Source organism: Bacillus sp. A260, from assembly GCF_009861435.1.
Lineage (GTDB): Bacteria > Bacillota > Bacilli > Bacillales > Bacillaceae_G > Bacillus_A > Bacillus_A cereus.
On sequence record NZ_CP046398.1, the window covers coordinates 2,309,060 to 2,334,524 of the forward strand.

Genomic DNA, 25,465 nt, shown 5'->3' on the forward strand with positions numbered 1-25,465 from the left:
AATGGGAGACGTTATTGATATATATGGTTTATCACCTTTGCAAAAAGGAATACTGTTTCATACTTTATACGATCAAGATGATGAATATTCTTTTTCCTATATTGTACAAGTAGGTTTCTTGCTCGGGGGGCAATTGGATGTTGCTACTTTTGAAAAAGCTTGGGAATATGTTATTCAACGACATGAGGTTCTGCGCTCAGTATTTGTTTGGGAGGAAGTAGAAAAACCTCTACAAGCAGTTTACGAACGTCTTCCTTTTACTATTCATCAAGAGGATTGGAGTACCCATTCGCATGAGGAGAAGGAGAAGAAATTACACCAGTTTTTGACTGCAGATCGTAGCAAAGGATTTTTATTGGATGAAGCACCATTGATGAGAGTCACTGCGATTAAAGAAGCAGAAGGGGAAACGAGAATTATTTGGACACATCATCATATTTTACTAGATGGATGGAGTGTGTCATTGGTCTTTAGTGAAGTGATGGAAGTTTATCTCAAGATGATAAAGGGAGAATTGTTGAATCTTCCTAAATCTCTTCCTTATAAAAAATATATCCAATGGATAAATAAACAAGATCAAAGTCAAGCAGAGGAATTTTGGAAAGAAGAATTAAAAGGGTTCTATGCACCTACTCCATTAGCAATGGAAAGAAAGGATCAAGGACAAGAGAAGGGTTATGGGGAGTTTGCTTATCAAGTATCTGAGGAACTTACTGAGAATTTACAAGAGTGGGTACGAAATAGTCGATTAACGTTGAATACGTTAGTACAAGGTGCATGGGCTTATTTGATGAGTAGGTATAGCGGTGACAGTGACGTCGTATTTGGCGTAACTAGCGCTGGACGTCCTACTGATTTAATAGGAGCAGAGAATATGGTCGGGCTATTTATTAACACATTGCCTACCAGAATTCGATTAGCGGATAATACATCAGTAGTAGATTGGCTTCGTAAAATACAAATGAAAGAAATGGAACGAAGACAGTATGAGTATAATTCGTTGATAGATATTCAAGGCTGGAGTGAGGTTCCGCGAAATAGCTCCTTATTTCATACCTTGTATGTGTTTGAAAATTATCCAATTCAAGGTGAGAGAAATGATGATTTAAGATTACTAGATGTTACAAGCACGGAACAAACAAATTATCCTTTAACACTCATTGTAATGCCCGGTAAGAAAATTACTTTAAAGTTGATGTATGATCGAAGCTATTTTAATGAAGAAGCAATAAATCGGATTCAGAATCACTTATTGCAAATATTAATTCAGATGACGAAGAGCCTAGATTCAAAACTATTTGAAATTACTCATTTAACAGAAGAAGAACAGATACAGTTACTAGAGGAATGGAATCATACTCAAGTTAATTATTCGGCTGAAGGCATGATTCATACGATGTTTGAGGAGCAAGTTAAAAAAACACCGGAAGCAATCGCGGCTAGTTACGAAAATGAACAAATTACCTATAAAGAGTTGGAGAAGCGTGCAAATCAGCTAGCTCATTATTTACAAAAGCATGGTGTAGGCCCAGAGTCTCTAGTTGGGGTATATATGGAACGTTCATTACAAATGATGATAGCGTTATTAGGTATTCTAAAATCAGGAGCAGCGTATGTTCCACTTGACCCTACTTATCCAGAGAGTCGACTTCGATATATATTAGAGGATGCTGGAATCGAAGTACTAGTGACGGAAGAGAATTCTAAAAATTTGTTTGTATCTGAAAATATTGAAACGATTTGTATGAATAAAGATTATACTGCAATTGAAAAAGAAGAAACAACCCCATGTATAAGTGGTGTAACAGGAGAAAATTTAGCGTATGTTATGTATACTTCAGGATCTACAGGGAATCCAAAGGGAGTAATGATTGAGCATCATTCAGTAATTAATTATCTAGAATGGATGCAACATAAATATCCGCTCTCTGAAAAGGATGTGGTCTTGCAGAAAACGCCATTCTCATTTGATGTCTCTGTTTGGGAATTGTTTTGGGGCATTCACGTTGGTGCAAGTGTATCTTTCCTACCTCCAGGTGGAGAAAAAGATCCTTCTATTATAGCTGAAGTGATTAAACAACATCAGGTTACTATAGTTCAATTTGTACCTTCGATGTTATCTGTTTTCTTAGATCACTTCAATCATATTGAAATGAACATGAATTGTTCGTCCGTACGCCATGTATTTTCTGGTGGAGAAGAACTAAGTTCAGGGTTAGTTAGACGATTTCAACAGAAATGGAATTATAGTGGACAAGTGAAATTAACCAACTTTTATGGACCAACTGAAGCCACTATTTATGTGAATGCATTTGATATTCAGCCTAATCAAGAATTTGTTTCTATTGGGCAGCCAATACAGAACACGCAATTATATGTATTAGACCAAAATCAACGCTTGCAATCAATAGGAACTGAGGGTGAGTTATATATTGGTGGTGCTGGTTTAGCGCGTGGATACTTAAATCGTCAGAATCTTACTACTGAAAAATTCATTTCGCACCCATTTCGATTGGGGGAACGACTATATCGAACAGGAGATTCAGTAAGATATCTAACTGATGGAAATATAGAATTTATAGGTAGAATGGATCATCAAGTCAAAATGCGTGGTTTTAGGATTGAATTAGGAGAAATTGAAGCCACTTTAGAAAAATGTTCGTTTATTAAAGAGGCTGTCGTATTAGTTAGAGAAGATCGTCCAGGTGATCAACGATTGGTTGCATATGTAATAAGCGATGGAAATACCCAAGAGTGGAGAGAGTATTTACAAAACCAATTACCGAATCATATGATTCCAGCGCACTTTATAGAGTTAGAACACTTCCCGCTTACTCCGAATGGGAAATTTGACCGAAAGGCCTTGCCAGCACCTGATGAGCAAGCTATTGAAGATTTAAATGTGCTACCTCGGACGCCATCGGAAGAGCTTATTGCCTCGGTTTGGAGCCAAGTGTTAGGAACAGAAAATATTGGTATTCAAGATTCCTTCTTTGAACGTGGTGGGCACTCACTACTTGCTACTCAAATTGTCTCTCGATTGCAAGAACTGTTCCAAATTAAAATTCCATTACGTGAACTTTTCAAGCACGATACAGTGGAAGCATTGGCGAAACGGGTGGATCAGTTACGAAAAGAAGATAAAAAACGAGAGGTTGCTCCCCTTGTACCTATGAAACGAGAAGAAATTATCCCACTTTCCTATGCGCAGAAACGTCTATGGTTTATTGATCAATTAATGCCAAATAGTGCTATGTACAATATTCATGCAGCGTGTCGCTTAACAGGTGAATGGTCAATTGAAGCATTGGAGGCCGGATGGAATCAATTGTTGGAGCGTCATGAATCATTAAGGACGATAATTCTAGAACAAGAGGGTGAACCTTTTCAACAAGTTCAATCTCATGTATTCAGACATATTCCTCAAACGAATCTAACAGATCTCTCTTTGGAAGATAGGGAAAGAGAAATGAAACGGCTCATTCAAAACGAAGCTGAGGAACCATTTCATTTTGGACAAGATCCTCTGATTCGAACACGAATATTGAAAGTGGACAGGGAAGAATGGATTCTCATTTGTACGATGCATCATATTATTTCAGATGGATGGTCAATGGGAATCTTACTTGAAGAATGGATGGCTTTTTATGAAGGAGCATTAAGCGGCAAACCGGCGGAATTGAAGGAATTATCTATCCAATATGCAGATTTTGTCATGTGGCAGAAGGAATGGCAAAAAGAAGAAAATTTGAATCAGCACCTTCAATATTGGAAGGAAGAATTATCTGGGGAACTACCGGTTTTACAATTACCGATGGATCGTCCTCGACCTGCAGTTCAAACCCATCGTGGTGCAAGTCAGTCCTTAATAGTGGCGAATTCCCTACAGGAAAAGCTCAAAGATTTAAGTCTGCAAGAAGGATGCACTTTATTTATGACATTGATGGCAGCGTATCAAAGCTTCCTTTCTCGTTATACAGGACAGGATGACATCTTGGTTGGAAGCCCAATCGCTAATCGAAATGTGAAAGAGATTGAGGGATTAATAGGTTTCTTTGCAAATACGTTGGTTTATCGAGCTGATTTCAGTGAAAATCCGTCGTTCCAAGAACTTTTGTCGCAGGTAAGAAAAAAAGCACTAAAAGCATACGAGTATCAGGACATCCCATTTGAGAAAGTGGTAGAATCCGTAAAGCCGGAACGGAATACAAGTCATTCACCAATATTCCAAACTATGTTTACTTTACAGAATGCGAAGCAAGAATTTCCTCAGCTATCTGAAAGACAAATGGAACTCATGGAAAGCCATGCTTCTGTAGCGAAATTTGATTTGAGTTTATTTGTTACTGAGACGGAAGAAGGATTATCACTAACCTTTGAATACAATACTGATTTGTTTGATGATACAACCATTGAACGTATGGCAAGTCATTTTGAGCATTGGTTAAATCAAATTGTCTCTCATCCAAAAGGTGTATTATCAGAACTGAATATGTTATCGAAAGTAGAATATAAGCAACTACTAGAGGAATGGAATAAATCGCGTGTTATAGATATGGAAGAAAGTACGATTCATACAATGTTTGAAGAACAGGTGAAAAAAACACCAGAAGCAATTGCAGTAGTGTGCGAAGATGAAGAACTAACATATCGAGAGTTGGACGAACGCTCGAATCAGTTGGCACATTATTTACAAAAAAATGGTGTAACATGCGAATCATTAGTTGGGATTTGCGTCACACGTTCATCTGAGATGATTGTCGGTCTCTTAGGAATTATGAAGGCGGGAGGAGCATATGTCCCAATTGATCCAGCGTATCCGGAAAGTCGACTACAGTACATTTTAGAAGATGCTCAAATAAAGGTACTGGTGACACAGGAAAAGTTACAACAAAAAATGGTTATACCTAAATTCGTCAACGTGATTTGTATTGATAGTAATCGAGCAGAAATAGAACAAGAAGTAACTACGGTATGTACGAGTGAAGTGACGGGCGATAACTTAGCCTATATTATCTATACTTCAGGTTCCACTGGAAATCCAAAGGGAGTAATGATTGAGCACAGGAATACAGTAACAATGATTCATTGGGCGCATCATACGTATTCCCGAAAGGAATTAGCGGGAGTGTTAGCTTCAACTTCGCTATCTTTTGATTTATCCGTTTTTGAAGTATTTGTTCCCTTAACGATGGGTGGTAAGGTGATTGTCACTGAAAATGCTCTACATCTAGAGAAGTTGTCTACCAAAGGTGTAACTTTGGTTAATACTGTACCATCGGCAGCGAAGGAACTGGTTCGAGCAAAAACAATCCCTTCTTCGGTAAAGGTGATGAATTTGGCTGGAGAACCATTGCCATATTCGCTTGTTCAAGATTTATACGAGAGAAGTACGATCGAAAAGGTGTACAACCTATATGGACCGTCCGAAGATACTACGTATTCCACGTATATGGAATTAGAAAAGTGTGACATGCATAGGGTACCACCAATTGGTAAACCAATATTCAATACAGAAGTATATGTACTGAGTGCCGAACAAAAAATGGTTCCAATTGGTGTAGTTGGTGAGCTATACATTGGTGGATCAGGGTTAGCGCGTGGATATTTAAACCGCCCTGACTTAACGCAAGATCGTTTTATACCGCATCCGTTTAAAGAAGGAGAGCGAGTATACCGGACTGGAGATCTAGTAAGGTATTTACCAGATGGAAATTTGGAGTATGTTGGACGAATCGATCATCAAGTGAAAATTCGTGGGTTCCGGATTGAACTAGGAGAAATTGAAGCGACATTACAAAGGCATACACTGGTTAACGAAGTTATTGTGATGGTGCAGGAAGATTATCCTGGCGATCCGCGTTTGATCGCCTATGTTGTAGGAGACGGGGATGCTCAAAAGTGGCGTGATTATCTCAAGGATCAACTACCAAATTATATGATTCCAGCCTATTTTGTTGGATTAAATGCATTTCCACTCACTCCTAATGGGAAAATTGATAGGAAGGCCTTACCAGCACCAGAGAGACAGGAGATAGCAAGTGGTTATATTGCTCCTCGTACGTCTACGGAAAAAACAATCGTTTCGATATGGCATGAAGTTTTAGGTATGGAAAACATCGGAATTCAAGATTCATTTTTTGAAATTGGTGGCCATTCACTACTCGCTACGCAAGCTGTTTCCAATCTTAAAGAGGCTTTTGGAATCGAGATACCATTGCATGATTTATTTATGTTTCATACGGTGCAGCAATTGGCAGAACAGATTGATCAATTGCTCGATAACAAAAATCAAGAAATGCAGAATGATAGTAAGGAGAATGTAAGTCTTCAAGACTATGTTCAAAAAGAAGCAGAAGTCAGTAATGATGAAGAATTATTGGAACTACTTAAGCAATTAGAGGAGCTATCAGAGGAAGAAGCACAAGGGATATTCGAGAGTAATTTGATTGAGGAAGGGGTAAAAAAATGAGAAGTGATTTACTTGCAAAGCTGAGTTCACTTTCTCCTGAGAAGAGAGCATGGCTTCAGAAGCAAATGCAAAAAAAGGAGAATAAAGAAGCACTCCCGTTGTCTTATGCACAACAACGCTTGTGGTTTATGGACAGATTTAATCCAAACAGTTCTTTATATAATATTCCAACAGTATGGCATCTAAAAGGAAATTGGATACCTGAAGCATTAGAAAAGGGATTCAATCGACTCATTGAACGCCATGAATCATTACGAACTGTTTTTAAAGAAGTAGGAGAACAACCCGTGCAACAAATTGTCGAATTCCTTCCTAGAGCATTACCTGTAAGATATTACTCTCAACTTCCTCTAGAAGTAAAAGAAAAAGAGGTAGATAGTTTAATTGCGAGAGAAGCGCAAGAACCATTTGATTTAATGAATGGTCCTTTAATTCGTAATCAGCTTGTTCAATTAGAGAAGGATGAATGGTTATTACTGTGTACGATGCATCATATTATTTCTGATGCTTGGTCCATTGGTATATTCATGAATGAATTACTTGCTTTCTATGAAGAAGAAACGGGCGGAAATCATGCTAAATTAAGTTCACTATCCATTCAATATGCAGACTTTGCGAAGTGGCAAAAGGAGTGGTTGCAAGGTGATGTGCTAAATCGTCAGCTTACGTATTGGCAGGAAGAATTGTCTGGTGAACTTCCTATCTTACAACTGCCAGTGGATCGACCTCGACCGGTTAAACAGACTTACTCTGGGGCTACGCATCATGTAATTTTTCCTTATAAATTGCTCAGTCAATTGAAGGATATAAGTCGACAAGAAGGATCTACTTTATTTATGACTTTAATGGCCGCATACCAGAGCTTTCTTGCTCGTTATACGGGACAAAAAGATATTCTAGTTGGTAGTCCGATTGCAAATCGAAACCATAAGGGAGTAGAAGGATTAATTGGTTTCTTTGTTAATACGTTGGTTTATCGATCAGATTTGAGTGGCACCCCTACTTTTCGAGAGATTTTGAACCAAACAAAGAAAAAGGCGTTAAAAGCTTACGAATATCAAGATATACCATTTGAAAAAGTAGTAGAAGCTGTGCAACCTGAACGAAGCATGAGTCATTCCCCTATATTTCAGACCATGTTTACGCTACAGAATATAAAACAAGAACGACTAGATTTGCCTGATAGAAGTATTGAAATGGTAGAAAGTAATATGTCTATTGCTAAATTTGATTTGAGCTTAACTGCCTATGAAGTGGAAGAAGGTCTATTCGTCTCATTTGAATACAACACGGATTTATTTGATAGTAGTACCATTGCACGTATGGCAGGACATTTTGAGAACTGGCTAAATGAAATCACGTATCATCCAGATGAATCATTTACAAAGCTGTCAATGTTATCGGATAATGAGCAAAAACAACTCCTAGAAGAATGGAATGATACGGACGTAGTTTATGGTCATGATTGTATGATTCATGAGCTATTTGAGCAGCAAGTTGCACGGACACCTGATGCAGTGGCGGTAGTTTATGAGGGTGGAAAGCTAACGTATCAAGAACTTAATGAAAAATCGAATCAATTGGCACGTTTTCTACAAAAACGAGGTATCGGACCTGAATCATTGGTCGGTATATGTATTGAACGTTCTCCTGATATGATTATCGGTCTCTTTGGGATTTTGAAGGCAGGTGGGGCTTATGTCCCACTGGACCCAAGTTATCCCGAAAACCGCCTGAGATATATTTTGGAGAATTCACAAATTCAAGTGCTGTTAACAAAAGAAACACTACAGGACTGGTTACCTAAAGATATTCAAGCAATTTGTTTAGACCGGGATCAAGTGATGATTTCTAAAGAGAGTAATTTAGCTCCGGTAAGTGGAGTAACAGCAAATAACTTAGCCTATATCATATACACTTCGGGTTCGACGGGAAATCCAAAGGGGGTAATGATTGAACATCATTCCGTTATCAATCGCCTACAGTGGATGCAGAAAAAATATCCATTGTCCGAGGAGGATACAATCCTACAAAAGACACCGTTTTCGTTCGATGTTTCTGTCTGGGAATTATTTTGGTGGTCATTTGTAGGAGCACGTGTTTGTTTACTTCCACCAGGAGGAGAGAAAGATCCTGCGGTGATTGAGGAGTATATTGAACGATACCGTGTATCCACCATGCACTTTGTTCCGTCGATGTTATCTACTTTCTTAGATTATATGGAACTATATAATTCGAAAAGGGATGTCTCGTCTTTAATTCAAGTTTTTACTAGTGGAGAAGCGTTAAACACTGAGCAGGTTCGCCGGTTTAAGGGGATCTTTTACAATGCTCAGCAAACAAAGTTAATTAACTTGTATGGTCCTACTGAAGCAACTGTGGATGTGACTTATTATGATTGTGATTTAGAAAAAGAAGCAATGCTTATTCCGATTGGTCGTCCGATTGATAATACAGAGTTGTATGTGCTAGATCAATATCAACAAGTCGTCCCGATTGGTGTGGCAGGGGAACTTTACCTTGGAGGAGTAGGATTGGCACGTGGCTACTTCAATCGACCGGATTTAACTACTGAACGTTTTATTTCGCATCCTTTTAAGGACGGGGAACGATTATATCGAACGGGTGACTTGGTGAGATATATGAATGATCGTAACTTAGAATATATTGGAAGAATAGATAACCAAGTTAAAATTAGAGGATTCCGAATTGAATTGGGAGAAATTGAAGCAGCTTTACATGATTACTCATCTGTAAAAGAGGCAGTCGTGTTGGTGAAGGAAGATCGACCAGGAGATAAGCAGTTAGTAGCTTATGTAGTGGGTGAAGGGGATACTGGAGAGTGGCGTGAATATCTCAAGAAGCAACTGCCACATTATATGGTTCCGGCATACTTTTTCAAAATTGAAGGTATGCCACTCACTCCAAATGGTAAGGTGAATCGGAAAGCCTTACTGGAATTAGAAGAACAGTTCATAAGTGAAGATATTACTTCATCACGAACACCAGTGGAGGAGCTTATCGTTTCCGTTTGGAGTCAAGTGTTAGGAATAAAAAATATTAGTGTTCAGGATTCCTTTTTTGAAATCGGTGGTCATTCACTACTAGCTACTCAAGTAGTGTCACGTTTACAGGGAATTTTTCAAATCGAATTACCAGTACGTGAACTATTTGAATATACAACGGTGGAGTCACTGGCAAAGCGATTAGATCAGTTACGTAAAGGAGATAAAAAACGAGAGATTCCGCCGCTAATACCAATGAAACGAGGAGAAGCTATCCCACTATCTTATGCCCAACAACGCTTATGGTTCATTGATCAATTTACACCTAATAGTGCCCTTTACAATATGCCAATGGTATGTCGCCTTACAGGGAATTGGCTACTTGAAGCATTGGAAACGGGATGGAATCAACTAATAGAACGTCATGAATCACTGCGGACGGTCTTTCACGAAGTGAACGGTCAACCCGTACAGCAAATTGAACCGTATGCTTTTCAATCAATTCCGAAAACGGATTTAACTATGCTTTCTTCTGAAGATCAAGAAGAAGAAGTTAAACGTTTAATTCAACAAGAAACAGAAGTGCCATTTGATTTAACAGAGGGTCCATTAATCAGGACAAGTATTTTGCATGTGGGAGAGGAAGAATGGATACTCCTTTGTACTCTACATCATATCATTTCAGATGGATGGTCAATGGGAATCCTACTTGAAGAATGGATGGCATTTTATGAGAAAGCAACGGATGGAAAGGTAGCGGAACTTGAACCATTACCGGTTCAATATGCCGACTTTGCTCAGTGGCAAAAAGGATGGCTAAAGGAGGAGGTGCTTGATCAACAACTCCAATATTGGAGGGAAGAATTGTCTGGGGAGCTTCCTGTACTCCAACTTCCTGTGGATCGCCCGCGTCCCGCAATACAAACTCATCACGGGTCGACATACACTATGGTTCTGCCAAGCACGCTACATGATAAATTGAATGAACTTAGTCGAAAAGAAGGGGCTACACTCTTCATGACGCTTTTAGCTGCATATCAAAGTTTTCTATCTCGTTATACGGGACAAGAAGATATTCTGGTCGGAAGCCCAATTGCGAATCGGAATTATAGAGAAATTGAAGGACTAATTGGTTTCTTCGTTAACACGCTGGTTTATCGAGCTAATTTGAGTGGTAGGCCGACATTTCAAGATGTACTGTATCAGGTTCGTCAAAAGGCATTGAAGGCGTATGAATATCAAGATATTCCATTTGAAAAAATTGTAGAAGTTGTGCAACCGGAACGAAGTACAAGTCATTCGCCAATCTTCCAGACTATGTTCATCTTGCAAAATATGAAACAAGAATTACCGGTGTTGTCTAGTAGAAGTATTGAAATGATAGAAAGCTATAGTCCAATTGCAAAGTTTGATTTAAGTGTAATGGCAGTTGAGACGGAAGAGGGATTACTTTTTACTTTTGAGTATAATAAGGATTTATTCAATGCTACTACTATTGAACGGATGGCAGGACACTTTGAGAAATGGCTACATGAAGTTTCTTATCGCCCACAAAATCCGTTGCATGACCTGAGCATGCTATCAGAACCCGAGCGTACTTTGTTATTAGAAACATGGAATGACACTGTAATGGAAATGTCTCATCAGGGTCTTATTTGCGACAGATTTGAGGAGCAAGTAGCAAGGCGTCCGGATGCGATTGCGGTAGTTGATCAAACAAAACAGTGGACTTATGGTGAACTGGATGCACAAGCAAATCAGTTGGCAAATGTTTTACAGCGAAAGGGAGTAGCCCCAGAGTCAGTGGTAGGAGTTTATCTTTCGAGGTCAGCTGAGCTGATGGCAAGTTTACTAGGCATTTTAAAAGCTGGTGGAGCTTATGTCGTTTTAGATCCGTTGTATCCAAAATCAAGGTTAGAATACATGATTGAAGATGCAGGAATTCAATTTGTAGTGACGGCGGAAGGACAAGAAGGACATTTCGCACACGTCGAAATGGTGAGGTTAGAAGAATTAACGATGGAAAGCGTAATCGCACCTACACGTCAAATAAATCCAGAGAACTTAGCCTATATTGTCTATACCTCTGGTTCTACAGGAAAACCGAAGGGTGTCATGGTTGAATATCGCTCATTAATGAATATGGTTTCTTGGCATCAGGAAGTTTATCATATTTCAGCAGAGGATCGTGCGACTCAGATTGCAGGGGTTGCTTTTGATTCGGCTGTCCAGGAGATTTGGCCGTATCTAACTGCTGGTGCAGCACTCTACTTGTCAACAGAGGAACTGAGAATTAATCCAGAAGCACTAAGGGACTGGCTCATCGATTCACGAATAACAGCTAGCTTTGCACCTACGCCTATTCTGGAAAGGCTCTTGAAATTATCTTGGCCAGATAAAACGGATCTTCGTTTTATCATTACTGGTGGGGATCAATTAACGCAGTACCCATCTAACGATATTCCTTTTGCGGTAATTAATCAGTATGGTCCATCGGAAAATACCGTTGTTACCACAGATTGTTATGTACCTGTAGGAGTGACAACAGGTACGCCATCGATTGGTCGACCGATTGCGAATACAGAAGTTTATGTGTTAGATTCTCATCTTCAGCTAGTACCAATTGGTGTAATTGGAGATCTCTATATTGGAGGGAAGAGTCTTGCACGTGGATATGCTAATCGTCCGGATCTTACAAAGGAAAAATTTATTCCACATCCTTTCAAGTCAGGAGAACGTCTCTATTATACAGGAGACAAAGCAAGTTATCTTTCTGATGGTAATCTCCAGTTCCATGGACGTATAGATGACCAAGTGAAAATTCGTGGTTTCCGGATTGAATTGGGAGAAATAGAAGCTGTTTTGCAGGCACATTCTTCTGTGAAGGAAGCAGTTGTATTGGTACGAGAGGATAATCAAGGTAACAAGAGATTAGTAGCTTATGTAGTTGGTGAAGGAAGTTTACATGAATGGCGAGAACATCTACAAACACATTTACCTAATTACATGGTTCCAACAAACTTTATTGAGATGGAATTTTTACCACTTACACCGAATGGAAAACTTGATTTGAAGGCATTGCCTATACTTAGTGAACAATCCGTCGAAAATACTGTATACCCACGAACTCCGCTGGAAGAACTTATCGCTTCAGTGTGGAGTCAAGTGCTAGGAATAAAAGAAATTGGTGTTCAGGATTCTTTCTTTGAGCTCGGTGGTCACTCTCTACTTGCTACACAAGTGGTCTCACGCTTACAGGAAGTCTTTCAAATCAAATTACCGGTACGTGAACTGTTCGAATATTCAACGGTCGAGGCATTATCGAAACGAATAGATCAGTTACGTAAGGGGAGCGAAAAACGAGAAATTCCACCATTGGTGCCGATGGAACGCGGAAATAATATTCCACTATCTTATGCCCAACAGCGCTTATGGTTTATTGATCAATTTGCACCTAATAGTGCACTTTATAATATGCCAATGGCATGCCGCCTTACAGGGAATTGGTTACCTGAAGCATTGGAGTTGGGATGGAATCAGTTGATAGAGCGTCACGAATCTTTGCGGACTGTATTTTATGAAGAGGATGGCTATCCTGTGCAGCAGATTCAACCGTACGTTTTCCGTCCGCTTCTCCAAATGGATTTAACTAAGCTTTCATTAGAGGAGCGAGAAAGAAAGTTGGAGCAATGGATTCAAACTGAAGTCGAATCTCCATTTGATTTAGAACAAGGGCCATTGTTCCGTGGGAAACTCATAAGAATTTCAGAAGAAGAATGGGTTCTTCTGTGTAATATGCATCATATTATCTCAGATGGATGGTCGATGGAAATCTTACTTCAAGAATGGATGGCATTTTATGAGAATGCGATTGGTGAAAAACAAGCAGAGCTGGAACCACTACCAGTTCAATATGCCGATTTTGCTCAGTGGCAAAGAGAATGGTTGAAAGATGAAGTACTATATCAACAACTTGCATATTGGAAGGAAGAATTATCTGGTGAGTTACCAGTCTTAATGTTGCCAATGGATCGTCCGCGTCCGCCAGTGCAAACCCATCATGGATTAACTCATAATGTTTTGTTGTCACGCTCATTACTGGATAAATTAAACGAACTAAGTCGTCAAGAAGGGGCCACACTTTTCATGACCTTATTGGCATCGTATCAAAGTTTCCTTGCTCGTTATACGGGACAAACGGATATTATTGTTGGCAGCCCAATTGCAAATCGAAATTATCGAGAAATTGAGGGGCTAATTGGTTTCTTTGTCAACACCTTGGTTTATCGAGCTGATTTAAGTAATGCACCGGCATTTCAAGAGTTGTTATCTCAAGTACGGATAAAAGCATTGAAGGCGTATGAGTATCAAGATGTTCCGTTTGAGAAAATTGTAGAGGTTATCCAACCTGAACGAAATACAAGCCATTCTCCGATTTTCCAAACCATGTTTACTTTGCAAAATACGGGACAGAAGCTACCAGAACTACATGGAAGAAATATAGAAGTAATGGAAAGTAATGCTCCAATCGCTAAGTTTGATTTAAGTTTAACAGCTGCAGAAGTGGAAGAGGGTTTATTACTTACTTTTGTTTATAGAACTGATTTATTTGACAGCTTAACTATTGAATCCATGGCTGAACATTTTGGAAACTGGTTGAATGTAATCGTGGAGAATCCTGATAAATCATTAGCTAAGTTGCCTATATTATCAGGATTACAGCAAAAACAGTTGGAAGAGTGGAATAATAATGCTGTAGCATATCTACGGGAAAGTACGATTCATCAGTTGTTTGAAGAGCAAGTAAATCGTACACCTGATGCGGTAGCAGTGGTAGATGAAAAACAGCAGTTAACATATCGAGAGCTGAATGAAAAAGCTAATCAATTGGCCCACTATCTTCAGCAATGTGGGATTGGGACTGAATCATTAGTTGGAATTTGCTTTGAGCGTTCAGTTGAGATGATTGTTAGTATTATGGGGATCTGGAAGGCTGGAGCAGCGTATGTTCCATTGGACCCATCATATCCAGAAAGTCGCATACAATATATTTTGGAGGACACTGAAATTCAAGTATTAGTTACGAATGAGTCATTAGAAGGTTGGATCCCCAAAGAAGTCAAGGCAGTTTGTCTAGATAGGGATCAGGCAATGATTTCAAAAGAAAGCATTCTTTCACCAAAATGTGAAGTAACAGGAGAAAACCTAGCGTATGTTATCTATACTTCGGGATCGACGGGGAACCCAAAGGGTGTCTTGATACAGCATCATTCTGTAATAAACTTGTCGCATGGTTTACAAAAAGAGGTTTTCGAACATGAGATACCATCTAACATGCATGTCGGTTTAAATGCGTCAATTGCCTTTGATGCATCTATTCAGCAATTACAAATGCTGCTTTATGGTTCAAGTTTGTATATTATTCCAAGCGAAGTACGAAGTGATCCGGAGCAGTTTGTAGCTTATATTAGGGAGAACAAGTTAGAAATCTTTGATATAACACCTTCATTGCTTCAATTACTTATAGATGTCGGATTGTTAGAAACGTGCGATTGCGTTCATGTTCCAAGTAAGGTACTGGTTGGTGGTGAAGCAATTATGCCGTCATTATGGGAACAGCTAGTAGAGACTGATAAAATCCAGTTTTATAATGTATATGGTCCTACAGAATGTACGGTTGATGCAACATACTATCATATCAAAAAAGATAGTAAGAGAGTAACAATTGGGCGTCCATTGCCTAACATCCAAACTTATGTATTAGATAGAAATAGGTTGCCAGTTCCAGTTGGTGTGATGGGGGAACTTTATATCGGAGGAGCAGGTCTAGCAAGGGGGTACTTGAATCGTCCAGAGTTAACATCCGAACGATTTATTTCTCATCCATTCAAAGAAGGCGAGAGGTTATATAGAACAGGTGATCTTGTGAGATATCTTCCTGATGGTAATATAGACTACTTGGGAAGAATGGATAATCAAGTGAAGATTAGAGGATTTCGAATTGAACTTGGAGAGATTGAGTCGACTTTACAAGAGCATGACTTGGTAAAAGAGGCAGTTGTAATGGTTAGGGAAAATCAGTCGGGAGATAAGAGGCTGGTAGCTTATGTAGTGGGCGAAGGCAATTTAGAAGAATGGCGAGAGTATCTTAAAACAAAGCTGCCAATCCATATGATACCTTCCTACTTTGTCGAAATGAAAGAATTACCGCTAACCATAAATGGAAAGATTGATCGGAAATCGTTACCTATACCAGATTATCAAGGAACACAAGAAGGATACGTGGCCCCAAGAAATGAACGTGAACATAAGCTTTCTATCATTTGGGAACGTGTGCTAGGTTCAAAACGTATTGGTATGAATGATAACTTCTTTGAAATTGGTGGAGATTCAATTCTTAGCATTCAGATTGTCGCGCGCGCGAAGCAAGCTGGTTTACAATTGACACCAAAACAAATATTTGAACACCAAACGATTGCTGAGTTGGCGCAAGTAGTCAAAGAAGAACAAGGTGTACAAGCTGAACAAGGAATTATAACTGGAGAGACGATACTTACACCTATTCAGCAAAGGTTTTTTGCACAAAATCATCCTAACCCACATCATTGGAATCAATCCATGTTCTTCAGAACGAAAGAGAAATTGGACATAGGATCACTGGAAAAGGCGGCAGGTAACCTTCTACTTCATCATGATGCTCTGCGTTTAAGATATGAACGTTTACCTAATGGGGTTTGGAAACAGTGGAATGAAGGAATAGAAGAACAATTGATGCTTACTGTCATTTCATTAGACGAAGTGCCGGAAGCGGATTGGCATCAGGTTATTCAAAAAGAGATTAATGTTGCACAAGAAAGTTTGAATTTACATGAGGGTCCGCTAATGAGAATGGTGTATTTTGATGAAGGTGAGCACGCTGGCCGATTATTTTGGACAATTCATCATTTAGCCGTGGATGGTGTTTCTTGGCGAATTTTATTGGAAGATTTGCAAACAGCATATACGCAAGTAGTCCAAGGTCAGAAAATTCAATTACCTATGAAGAGTACATCTTTTAAAGAATGGTCGGAGAAATTACATCATTACGCTGAAACTGGACTATCAAAAGAAGTGCTACATTACTGGGAGGAGCAGGCTGAACAAGACGTAGTTAAATTGCCGGTAGATGGTACTATAAGTAATCCAGTAAGCGCAGTAACTGAGGAAATTACTGTGGTGTTAAATGAGAATGAGACCCGTATGTTATTGCAAGAGACTTTAAGCATTCACCGTGTCCAAATCAATGAAGTATTATTAGCAGCATTAGTACAAGCTACGGCAGCATGTACGGGGCAGCCGATATTGAGCGTAGATTTAGAGGGACATGGTCGAGAAGAGATTATTGAAGATGTTGATTTATCGAGAACTGTGGGATGGTTTACAAGTATTTACCCAGTTCATTTAAATATTACTAGTGCTAATACCCCAATTGCAGCATTAAAAGCAGTTAAAGAACAAGTTCGCAAAATTCCTAATAAGGGTGTTGATTATGGGGTGTTGCGTTACATGAACACAACAATGTGTGAGCCATTAAGCTCCCAATATACACCGTCTATTAGTTTTAACTATCTTGGACAATTTGACCAAATGTTTTCTAGCGATGCAATGTTTATTCCGGAGAACGAATTTAAGCGTTTAGATCATGCTGCCAGTTCCAAGCGATCGCATGTAATTGATGTAATTGGGGTTGTAACGGATGGAAAACTTCAGTTCACTTGGGTATACAATGTTGGACAATTTGCCAAATCAACGATTCAAAGTATTGCACAGAATATGCTATATCAACTGAGTACATTGATTCAATTTTCAGATAGAGAATCTGCACTGACCATTTCGGATTTTGCAATGGCTAATCTTAGCCAAGAAGGTTTGACAAATGTACTAAACAAAATGCATCGCGGAAAGAACAATCAGATTACTGATTTATATCCACTATCACCTTTGCAAGAAGGTATGATTTTCCACACATTGCATGACCAAGGGGATGAACATGTTGCACCGTATATAGTGCAATTGAGTTTTATGATTCGAGGGAAAATGAATATTTCTACATTTGAGCAGGCGTGGAAATCTGTAATTCAGCGGCATGAAATTTTTCGTACAGCATTTGTATGGGACGAAATTGAAGAACCTGTACAAGTGGTGTATGAAAATATCCCATTTAAAGTGAACAAAGAAGACTGGCGTACAATGACAAGTGAAGAGATAGAGGAAAAAAGAAAAGTCTTTTTGGCATTAGATCGAAAACAAGCCTTCCAATTTGATGAAGCACCATTGATGCGGGTAACAGTCATTCAAGAAGGTGAGGAAGAATATCGGATTGTTTGGACCCATCACCATATTTTACTGGATGGATGGAGTTTACCATTAGTATTTAATGAATTACTTACAGTCTATCAGAAGAGAATGAATGGAGAAGCTGTGAAGTTACCTAAGTCCTCACCATATAAGAAATATATCCAATGGTTAAGAGAGCAAGATAAGGAGCAGGCGGAACAATTCTGGAGAGAGAAGCTAAAAAGTTTTACTGCGCCAACTTTGCTGGGCTTAGAAAGTAAAGAGGAAGAAAAAGGTTACACAGAGAAGGTTACGTATTTATCAGAAGAGCAGACTCAAGCGTTACAAGGATGGGCGAAACGCAATAAACTTACTTTGAGTACAGTAATTCAAGGTGCATGGGCATATCTCATGAGCCGATATAGTGGAGAAAATGACATTGTTTTTGGTGTAACAAGCTCAGGGCGTTCTACGGAGATTATTGATGTTGAAAACATCGTAGGTCCTTTCATTACAACGTCACCGACGCGAATTCAATTGATGGATGATATAAAATTAATAGATTGGTTGCAGAAGATACAAGAGGAAGAGATAGAAAGAAGACAATATGAGTATGCTTCTTTGACAGAGATTCAGGGGTGGAGTGAAGTTCCTAGAGGAATACCGCTGTTCAATAGTTTATATGTGTTTGAAAATTATCCAGTGAAAGAGGAGTCTTCAGAAAATCTGGAAATTGGTGAATTGGAAGGGGTAGAACAAACCCACTACCCATTAGGGTTAGCTGTAGTTCCAGGAATCCAGTTATCGTTAAAGTTAATGTATGACCGTAGTAAGTTTAATAGAGTAACCATTGAACGAATGCTGGGTCATTTACACCAAGTGTTAATGCAAATGCTCAAAAACATTGATCAAAATCTATCGGAGCTAGTATATATTACGGAAGCTGAACAAAGAAAGCTATTGGAAGAATGGAATAATAATACTATATCCTATCCACGTGAGAATGCAATCCATCAACTATTCGAAGAGCAAGTAAATCGTACGCCTGACGCGTTGGCAGTGGTAGATGAAAAACAGCAACTAACATATCGAGAGCTGAATGAAAGAGCTAATCAATTAGCCCATCATTTACAGAAATGTGGAATTGGGACAGAGTCATTAGTTGGCCTTTGCTTTGAGCGTTCAGTTGAGATGGTTGTTGGTCTCATGGGAATTTGGAAGGCTGGAGCAGCCTATGTTCCATTAGATCCATCGAATCCGGAAAGCCGCCTGCAATATATTTTAGAAGACACGGGAATTAGAGTGTTAGTTACAAATGAGGTATTACTAGGATGGATACCTAAAGACATCAAGACAGTTTGCCTAGATAGGGATCAAGCAATGCTTTCTCAAGAAAGCAAACTTTCACCAATATGTGAGGTAACAGGGGAAAACTTAGCGTATGTTATCTATACTTCTGGTTCGACAGGGAATCCAAAGGGGGCTTTAGTACAGCACCATTCTGTAATAAACCTCTCCTATGGTTTACAAAAAGAAGTTTTCTCACATAACATACCTAGTAATATGCGCGTCGGTTTGAATGCGTCAATTGCCTTTGATGTATCTATTCAGCAATTACAAATGCTGCTGTATGGTTCAAGTTTATATATTATCCCAAGTGAAGTTCGCACTAATCCGGAACGATTTGTGTCTTATATTAGGGAGAATAAATTGGAAATGTTTGATATGACACCTTCATTACTTCAATTACTTATAGATGGAGGATTACTAGAAACAAGTGCTGATGTTCATGTACCAAGTAAGATATTAGTCGGTGGTGAAGCAATCATGCCGTCATTATGGAAACAGCTAGTAGAGACTGAAAAAATTGATTTTTATAACGTATACGGTCCTACAGAATGTACGGTTGATGCAACGTGTTATCATATCGAAACAGATAGTAAGAGAGTTACAATTGGACGTCCGTTGCCGAACGTTCAAACTTATGTATTAGATAAAAATTTGTTACCTGTTCCAGTTGGTGTAACAGGTGAGCTATATATTGGTGGTGCAGGTATAGCGCGAGGATACTTGAATCGTCCAGAATTAACAACAGAGCGATTCATCCGTCATCCATTTAATGAAGAAGAGCGTTTATATCGTACGGGAGATTTGGTTCGTTATTTACCTGATGGTAATTTAGATTACTTGAGAAGAATTGATAATCAAGTGAAAATTAGGGGCTTTCGTATTGAACTTGAAGAGATTGAAGCGAGTATAGAGAAGCATCCATTGGTAAAAGAAGCAGTAGTTTTGGTAACAGAGGATAAATTAGGAGAGCAGAGATTGGTTGCTTATGTAGTTGGAGATGGAAGTATGCATGACTGGCGTGAATATCTCAAGACACAAGTACCGAATTATATGGTTCCCGCACACTTTATAAAGGTAGACAAGATTCCTCTTACACCGAATGGAAAAGTTGATCGAAAGGCATTGAACAGTTTAACAATTCAAAGAGAAAATAATTTGTCTACACCAATCATTCCAAGGGATGAAATTGAATATCAGTTGATTAAAATCTGGCAGGATGTGTTACAGATAGAAGATGTCTATGTAAATGATGATTTCTTTAATAGAGGGGGACATTCTCTCCTTGTAATTAAATTGATTTCAAAAATTAAGGAGAAGTTTGGAAAAGAGATTAAGGTGTCTACAATGATTAAGAATCCAACAGTGGAAGGAATCGCATGCCTTATTCGTGATAAGCATGATATGACAAAATCTGTATCAGCGCTAGTTCCACTACAAGAATCAGAGAAAAGACCTTTCTTCTGCGTTCATCCGTTTATGGGGAATGTATTCTGTTACATTCAACTAGCAAGATTGCTTAAGAACCATTGTTCATTTTATGGTTTACAGAATCCTCTTATAGAAAAGAAAGAAATTGACGAGTTAACTTTGCCGGAAGTAATTCAACTTTACATCGAAGAAATAAAACGTGTTCAGCCAGAAGGTCCATATCGTCTTGGAGGATGGTCTTTAGGCGGTGCAATTGCTTATAAAATCGCAACTGTACTAAAGAATCAAGGTGAGGAAGTTGAGTTGTTGATACTAATGGATACTAAAGTACCTTCAGAGCAGGACTATAAAACAAGAGAAGAAATGCGCTCATATATATATGAGCATTTCATTCCTAGAGATTTTACTGAGCAGGAAGAAGGCCTCATCCATAAACAAGATATGCTTGTGGAGCGATTAATTATGGAGGGAGTACTCCCGCCTGATGCAGATCTTATGAATTTGAAGCAAGTTATCAATGCTCATAGGAAATGCCTGAACTTAATGGCAGAGCATGATTTAATACCATACTCTGGAGAAGTTCTCTACTTTAGTGCTGAGGAAGGAAAAGAGTTGTTTACAGATTGGGGACCTTTATTAAAAGGTAGAGTAAATAGGTATTCAGTCCCTGGATCACATGAGGAAATAGTAGATTCACCTGCAGTTGAAAAAATAGCTATGTATCTACTAAATGAATTTGAAGGAATAAAAGAGAAGTCCATTTTATTAACGGAAAAGTAGAGGGTATAAAAGATGCAAAGCTATGAACGAAAAGGGCAGCCCAATAACTGCATATCAAGTGTAGGGAATAATGAATATATTAAGAGCATTACTTTTTAAGGGGATAATGTAAAAAGTAATTGGTAGAGACATAGAAATCTTTGTAATAGAAGCGAATGCCTGATGATATTACTGAGGGAAGGTGCATATTTTCATTGATATGTAAATATGCACCTTTTCTATTGTATATGCAATTTAATAAAGTTAATTTGAGTTTCTGTAACGTTCATATATGAAGCCATTCTTTAAAAAAGGACGTGATTTATCATACAAATTCACGCTGTGAAAATACCAAAGAATATTGAAAGTCATTTGTTTAAGAAACTTAGTAACTTGGTTTCAAATGGGAAGAAAGAGCGAATGAAGCGATTATTAAATTCATGCGACATTAATAGGACCCTGATAGGGGATTTACTAATCCGATCTCTAATCTGCCAAAAGTATAAAATTAATAATGAAGAAATTAGATTTATATATAATGAGTATGGAAAACCTTTTGTTGAAAACTTTTCTGACTTTCATTTTAATGTGTCTCATTCAGGAGAATGGGTGGTTTGTACTACTGCTAATTTTAATGTGGGTATTGATATAGAAAAAGTTTCAGAAATAGAGGCTTTTAAATTAGCAAAAGAATTTTTTTCAGCGGAAGAATTTTATGATATATCTAATATGAATTCTGATGAACAAATTAATTATTTTTATGATTTATGGACATTAAAAGAAAGCTATATAAAAACGATTGGAAAAGGGCTTTATACCCCATTAAATTCATTCTCTATAAAAAAAGAATCACGAACTTCAATTTCATACAAGCATATACCTAAAAACTTTTACTTTAAACAATATAACATTGATCCAAATTATAAGTTATCTGCTTGTGCAACAAGAGATGAATTTCCTCAAGAGATAATAATTAAAGACATTTATACAATTTGCCAAACTATATACAAATTTGAAAGTAAGGAGAAAATCAATGCAGAAGACTAAACTTTTTTGCTTTCCACATGCTGGGGGATCTGCGTTTAGTTACGCAAAATGGAAAAATCACTTTAATCCATATATTGAGGTAGTCCCGGTAGAGTTAGCTGGTAGAGGATATAGAATTGAAGAAAACTTGTACCAAAGTATGGAAGAGGCAGTAAATGATGTCTACAATAAAATAGTTATGCAGATAGATGATTCGCCCTACATTCTATTCGGGCATAGCATGGGAAGTTTGATCGCCTATGAAGTAGCCAGAAAAATAAAAGATTCTAAAAACGTATCGCCTGAATTTCTTGTTTTGTCCGGTAGAAATCATCCAAATAGTAAAATAAGAAATATCCGACATAATCTTTCTAATGAGCAATTTAAAAGCGAAGTTATTGCAATGGGAGGTACACCATCTGGGGTACTGCAATCAGAAGAATTAATGGAGATCTTTCTCCCTATTCTAAGAGCAGATTTTAAAATCGTTGAGACGTATATTCATGACAAAAATACACAACCATGTGATATTGATTTTCTTATATTTAATGGGAAAAATGATGAATTTACTACATATGATCAAGTAATAAAATGGGAACGATACACAAGTAAAACGTGTACTTTTCATTCTTTTGAAGGTAATCATTTCTTTCTAAATGAAAATATTGAAGAAATAGCAAATAGTATTAAAAGAAAGTTAGATTCTAAAAGATTATCAAATAGTTTTTAGAGTTTTATAAGTATGCTCATAGCTAAAAATATTAAAGGGTTTGAAGTATACACTTCTTGTGCAGATATGCATGGCAAAAAGACAATCGAGTACATTCGGTGGTCTTTTTCTATTTTTATGGAGTTTGTGGCGAAATGCTAGACTTGCTAGATTGTGGATCTAGTAGCCGTTGAATGTGCGGGTTCAAGTCCTGTCATTCCGACCACGAGGGGGTATAATTTAAGGGTAAAACAGGGGCCTCCAGAACCTCTGATGTGGGTTCAATTCCCGCCATCCACTTATACTTGTTCATTAAAAGGTTTCACAAACAATATGTAATATGTTATGGGTACTTACATAAATTTATTGATTTTCAGTTAAAAAGTATTGTGCGATTATACACGTTATGTTACAGTAATATTACTAAGTTGTTACAATATATCATAAGTGTTTCGGTATTATTTCTTGTTATTTCCGTAATGTTACAAAAACTATAAATATTGTTATGTGTATAGGAGTGTGTGTAGTAAAAAGTCTGAGTTGAAAGTACGTGCACACTTTAAATTTCCTTTTTGTCTGAATGAAGAAGACTACCAACTAATTAAGGGCTTTAAAGTAACCACTTTAAATAAAATGTGCTTCCTTTCCCACACACAATTGAGTACATATTTAAAGTACAGTCTAATTGCTACACAGACTCTTGTACATATAAACATTAAGGCGAAATAGAGATAAGAATTCATTACATAAAAAGCATTACCAAGCTAAACGTACAAAATATCATCTGTGCATTTTGATGAAATGTTAAAATGCCTAGATGATATTTTTTTGAAGAATTCTTGGATATGTTTATGAATAACAATTCCTAATACTTAATGATTCTCTACTACTAAAACATCCGATAATTTATGTAATTAGATTTATAGGGTGTATGTACATTCACTTATATAGGGAAAATGAGGTTTTTCATATGAAGTATAGTTATAAAGTGTTTATATTTATTTGGACAATTATTTTATTGTTTTTTCTACTTTATTTTGGTTACAGTGAAATTTCCGAAAACGAGCAAATGCCAGTCATAACAATCAAACAATAAAAATAAGAAATACTACAAAAGCAAAACATAATAAAAATAGATACCCGAAAATGTTTAAGAACAGGAACAATTACATGCATAAACAACCTTACGATTTCCATGCATACCCCACGTCATTTGGGCAATAGGGGAAAAGTATTATTATTTGGCGTGCGCAATCTTCCATCACTAGTAGAAACGGAAAGTTCCGTATACCTGCTGAAGGAGGAAGATGTCTACCTGCCAGGGGGCGGATCTATTCAGCATCTAGAAATATTGGAATTAAAAGTGTAGAAAACAAATAGTGAAAAGGGAACATATCTTGTGATTCCTTTTTTATTCTTGTAGATAAGTCTGGGGAGAAAACGGGGATTTCTGCACGCAACATAGATCTCATCGGTATACTAATTGTGTTTTACGTATAGCTGGGAGTTGGTGTGATGGTATTTGCAATGGATGTGAGATTCCGTCATTCTTTTCATGAAATTGAATCATTAGACATTCCAAATATATTGTTTCCGAGTCAGTGCAGGAAATTGTATCAAGTGATTGGAATCGGCATTCAAGAAGAATTCCGCAATCCCTATGTCATTATAAAAGAGCAACATGGTTCCGTTACATTCCGATTACCAGAAGAATTATCAACATGGGTGCAGAACAAATTATTACTTGTTAAAGGGGGCCAGTTTGTTTCCATACTGCATTTCAGTTAGCCATGCGAAGTTTTGTGCCATTTTTTGATCTCGGATATAAAAAGAATAGTCTGTCAGGTTAGGTGAGGAGATGCCACCTCTGACTTTCACATCATACGTAGGATGTGGTGTAACTTGAATCAATTCAGATTTATGATTCTGAATAAACATTCTAACCTTTTCAAACTTGTTAATTACGGGCTGTATCTCCATTTTAAACCGATCATAGGGATATGTTTTATTTTTATTGTAATACCTATCCAGTTCAATCAACTCTGACACTGCTGTATCAAATTCACTCTTTACTTCAGGATTTACTTTTTGCAACCATTCTTTTGCATAAGAGCGGAATGAAGATCTATAAAACAAATTCATATCAAAACCAGCTAATGTGAGTGGCTTTCCTTTTTCTTTTTGTTCTTTCATATAGGTAAATAATTGTTCAAGTTCCTCAGTTTTCCATACAGAGTATAAGGATTGTTTCATCGCTTCTGTAGCGGTTGAGTTATCAAAATTTTGCTGAACAGCTGCTGCTTCCCAAAGCCCTGTTTCAAATGCAATCACATTATATTCCAGGTGTAACAGCTTGAGAGGAAGTGCTGGAAGACGGGATCCCTAAGAAAGCAAAAAAAC

Annotated in this window: 6 protein-coding genes; 5 read left to right on the forward strand and 1 reads right to left on the reverse strand. The window is 37.8% G+C overall.

Annotated features, from left to right (window positions below; all coding sequences use genetic code 11):
* Position 1: 1 nt before the first annotated feature.
* From GD442_RS11765 to GD442_RS11785, 5 genes are all read left to right on the forward strand, one after another.
* Positions 2-6,472, forward strand: coding sequence for a non-ribosomal peptide synthetase (locus GD442_RS11765; RefSeq protein ID WP_000503051.1), 6,471 nt, complete (start codon positions 2-4; stop codon positions 6,470-6,472).
* Positions 6,469-21,351, forward strand: coding sequence for a non-ribosomal peptide synthetase (locus GD442_RS11770; protein WP_001255764.1), 14,883 nt, complete (start codon positions 6,469-6,471; stop codon positions 21,349-21,351). The genes GD442_RS11765 and GD442_RS11770 overlap by 4 nt, the downstream gene beginning before the upstream one ends.
* 321 nt (positions 21,352-21,672) lie before the next feature.
* Positions 21,673-22,377 carry a 4'-phosphopantetheinyl transferase family protein gene (locus GD442_RS11775; RefSeq protein ID WP_002042141.1) on the forward strand — a complete coding sequence of 235 codons (705 nt, stop codon included), beginning with the start codon at positions 21,673-21,675 and terminating at the stop codon, positions 22,375-22,377.
* The gene (locus tag GD442_RS11780; protein WP_001172948.1) at positions 22,364-23,086 is read left to right on the forward strand and encodes a thioesterase II family protein; all 723 of its coding nucleotides are present in this window, start codon (positions 22,364-22,366) and stop codon (positions 23,084-23,086) included. The genes GD442_RS11775 and GD442_RS11780 overlap by 14 nt, the downstream gene beginning before the upstream one ends.
* A gap of 1,494 nt (positions 23,087-24,580) precedes the next feature.
* Positions 24,581-24,853: a hypothetical protein gene (locus GD442_RS11785; RefSeq protein WP_002164541.1), complete on the forward strand. Its 273-nt coding sequence runs from the start codon at positions 24,581-24,583 to the stop codon at positions 24,851-24,853.
* Here GD442_RS11785 and GD442_RS11790 read toward each other — a convergent pair.
* Positions 24,806-25,396: an erythromycin esterase family protein gene (locus tag GD442_RS11790; protein ID WP_002042143.1), complete on the reverse strand. Its 591-nt coding sequence runs from the start codon at positions 25,394-25,396 to the stop codon at positions 24,806-24,808. The genes GD442_RS11785 and GD442_RS11790 overlap by 48 nt on opposite strands.
* Positions 25,397-25,465: the final 69 nt, after the last annotated feature.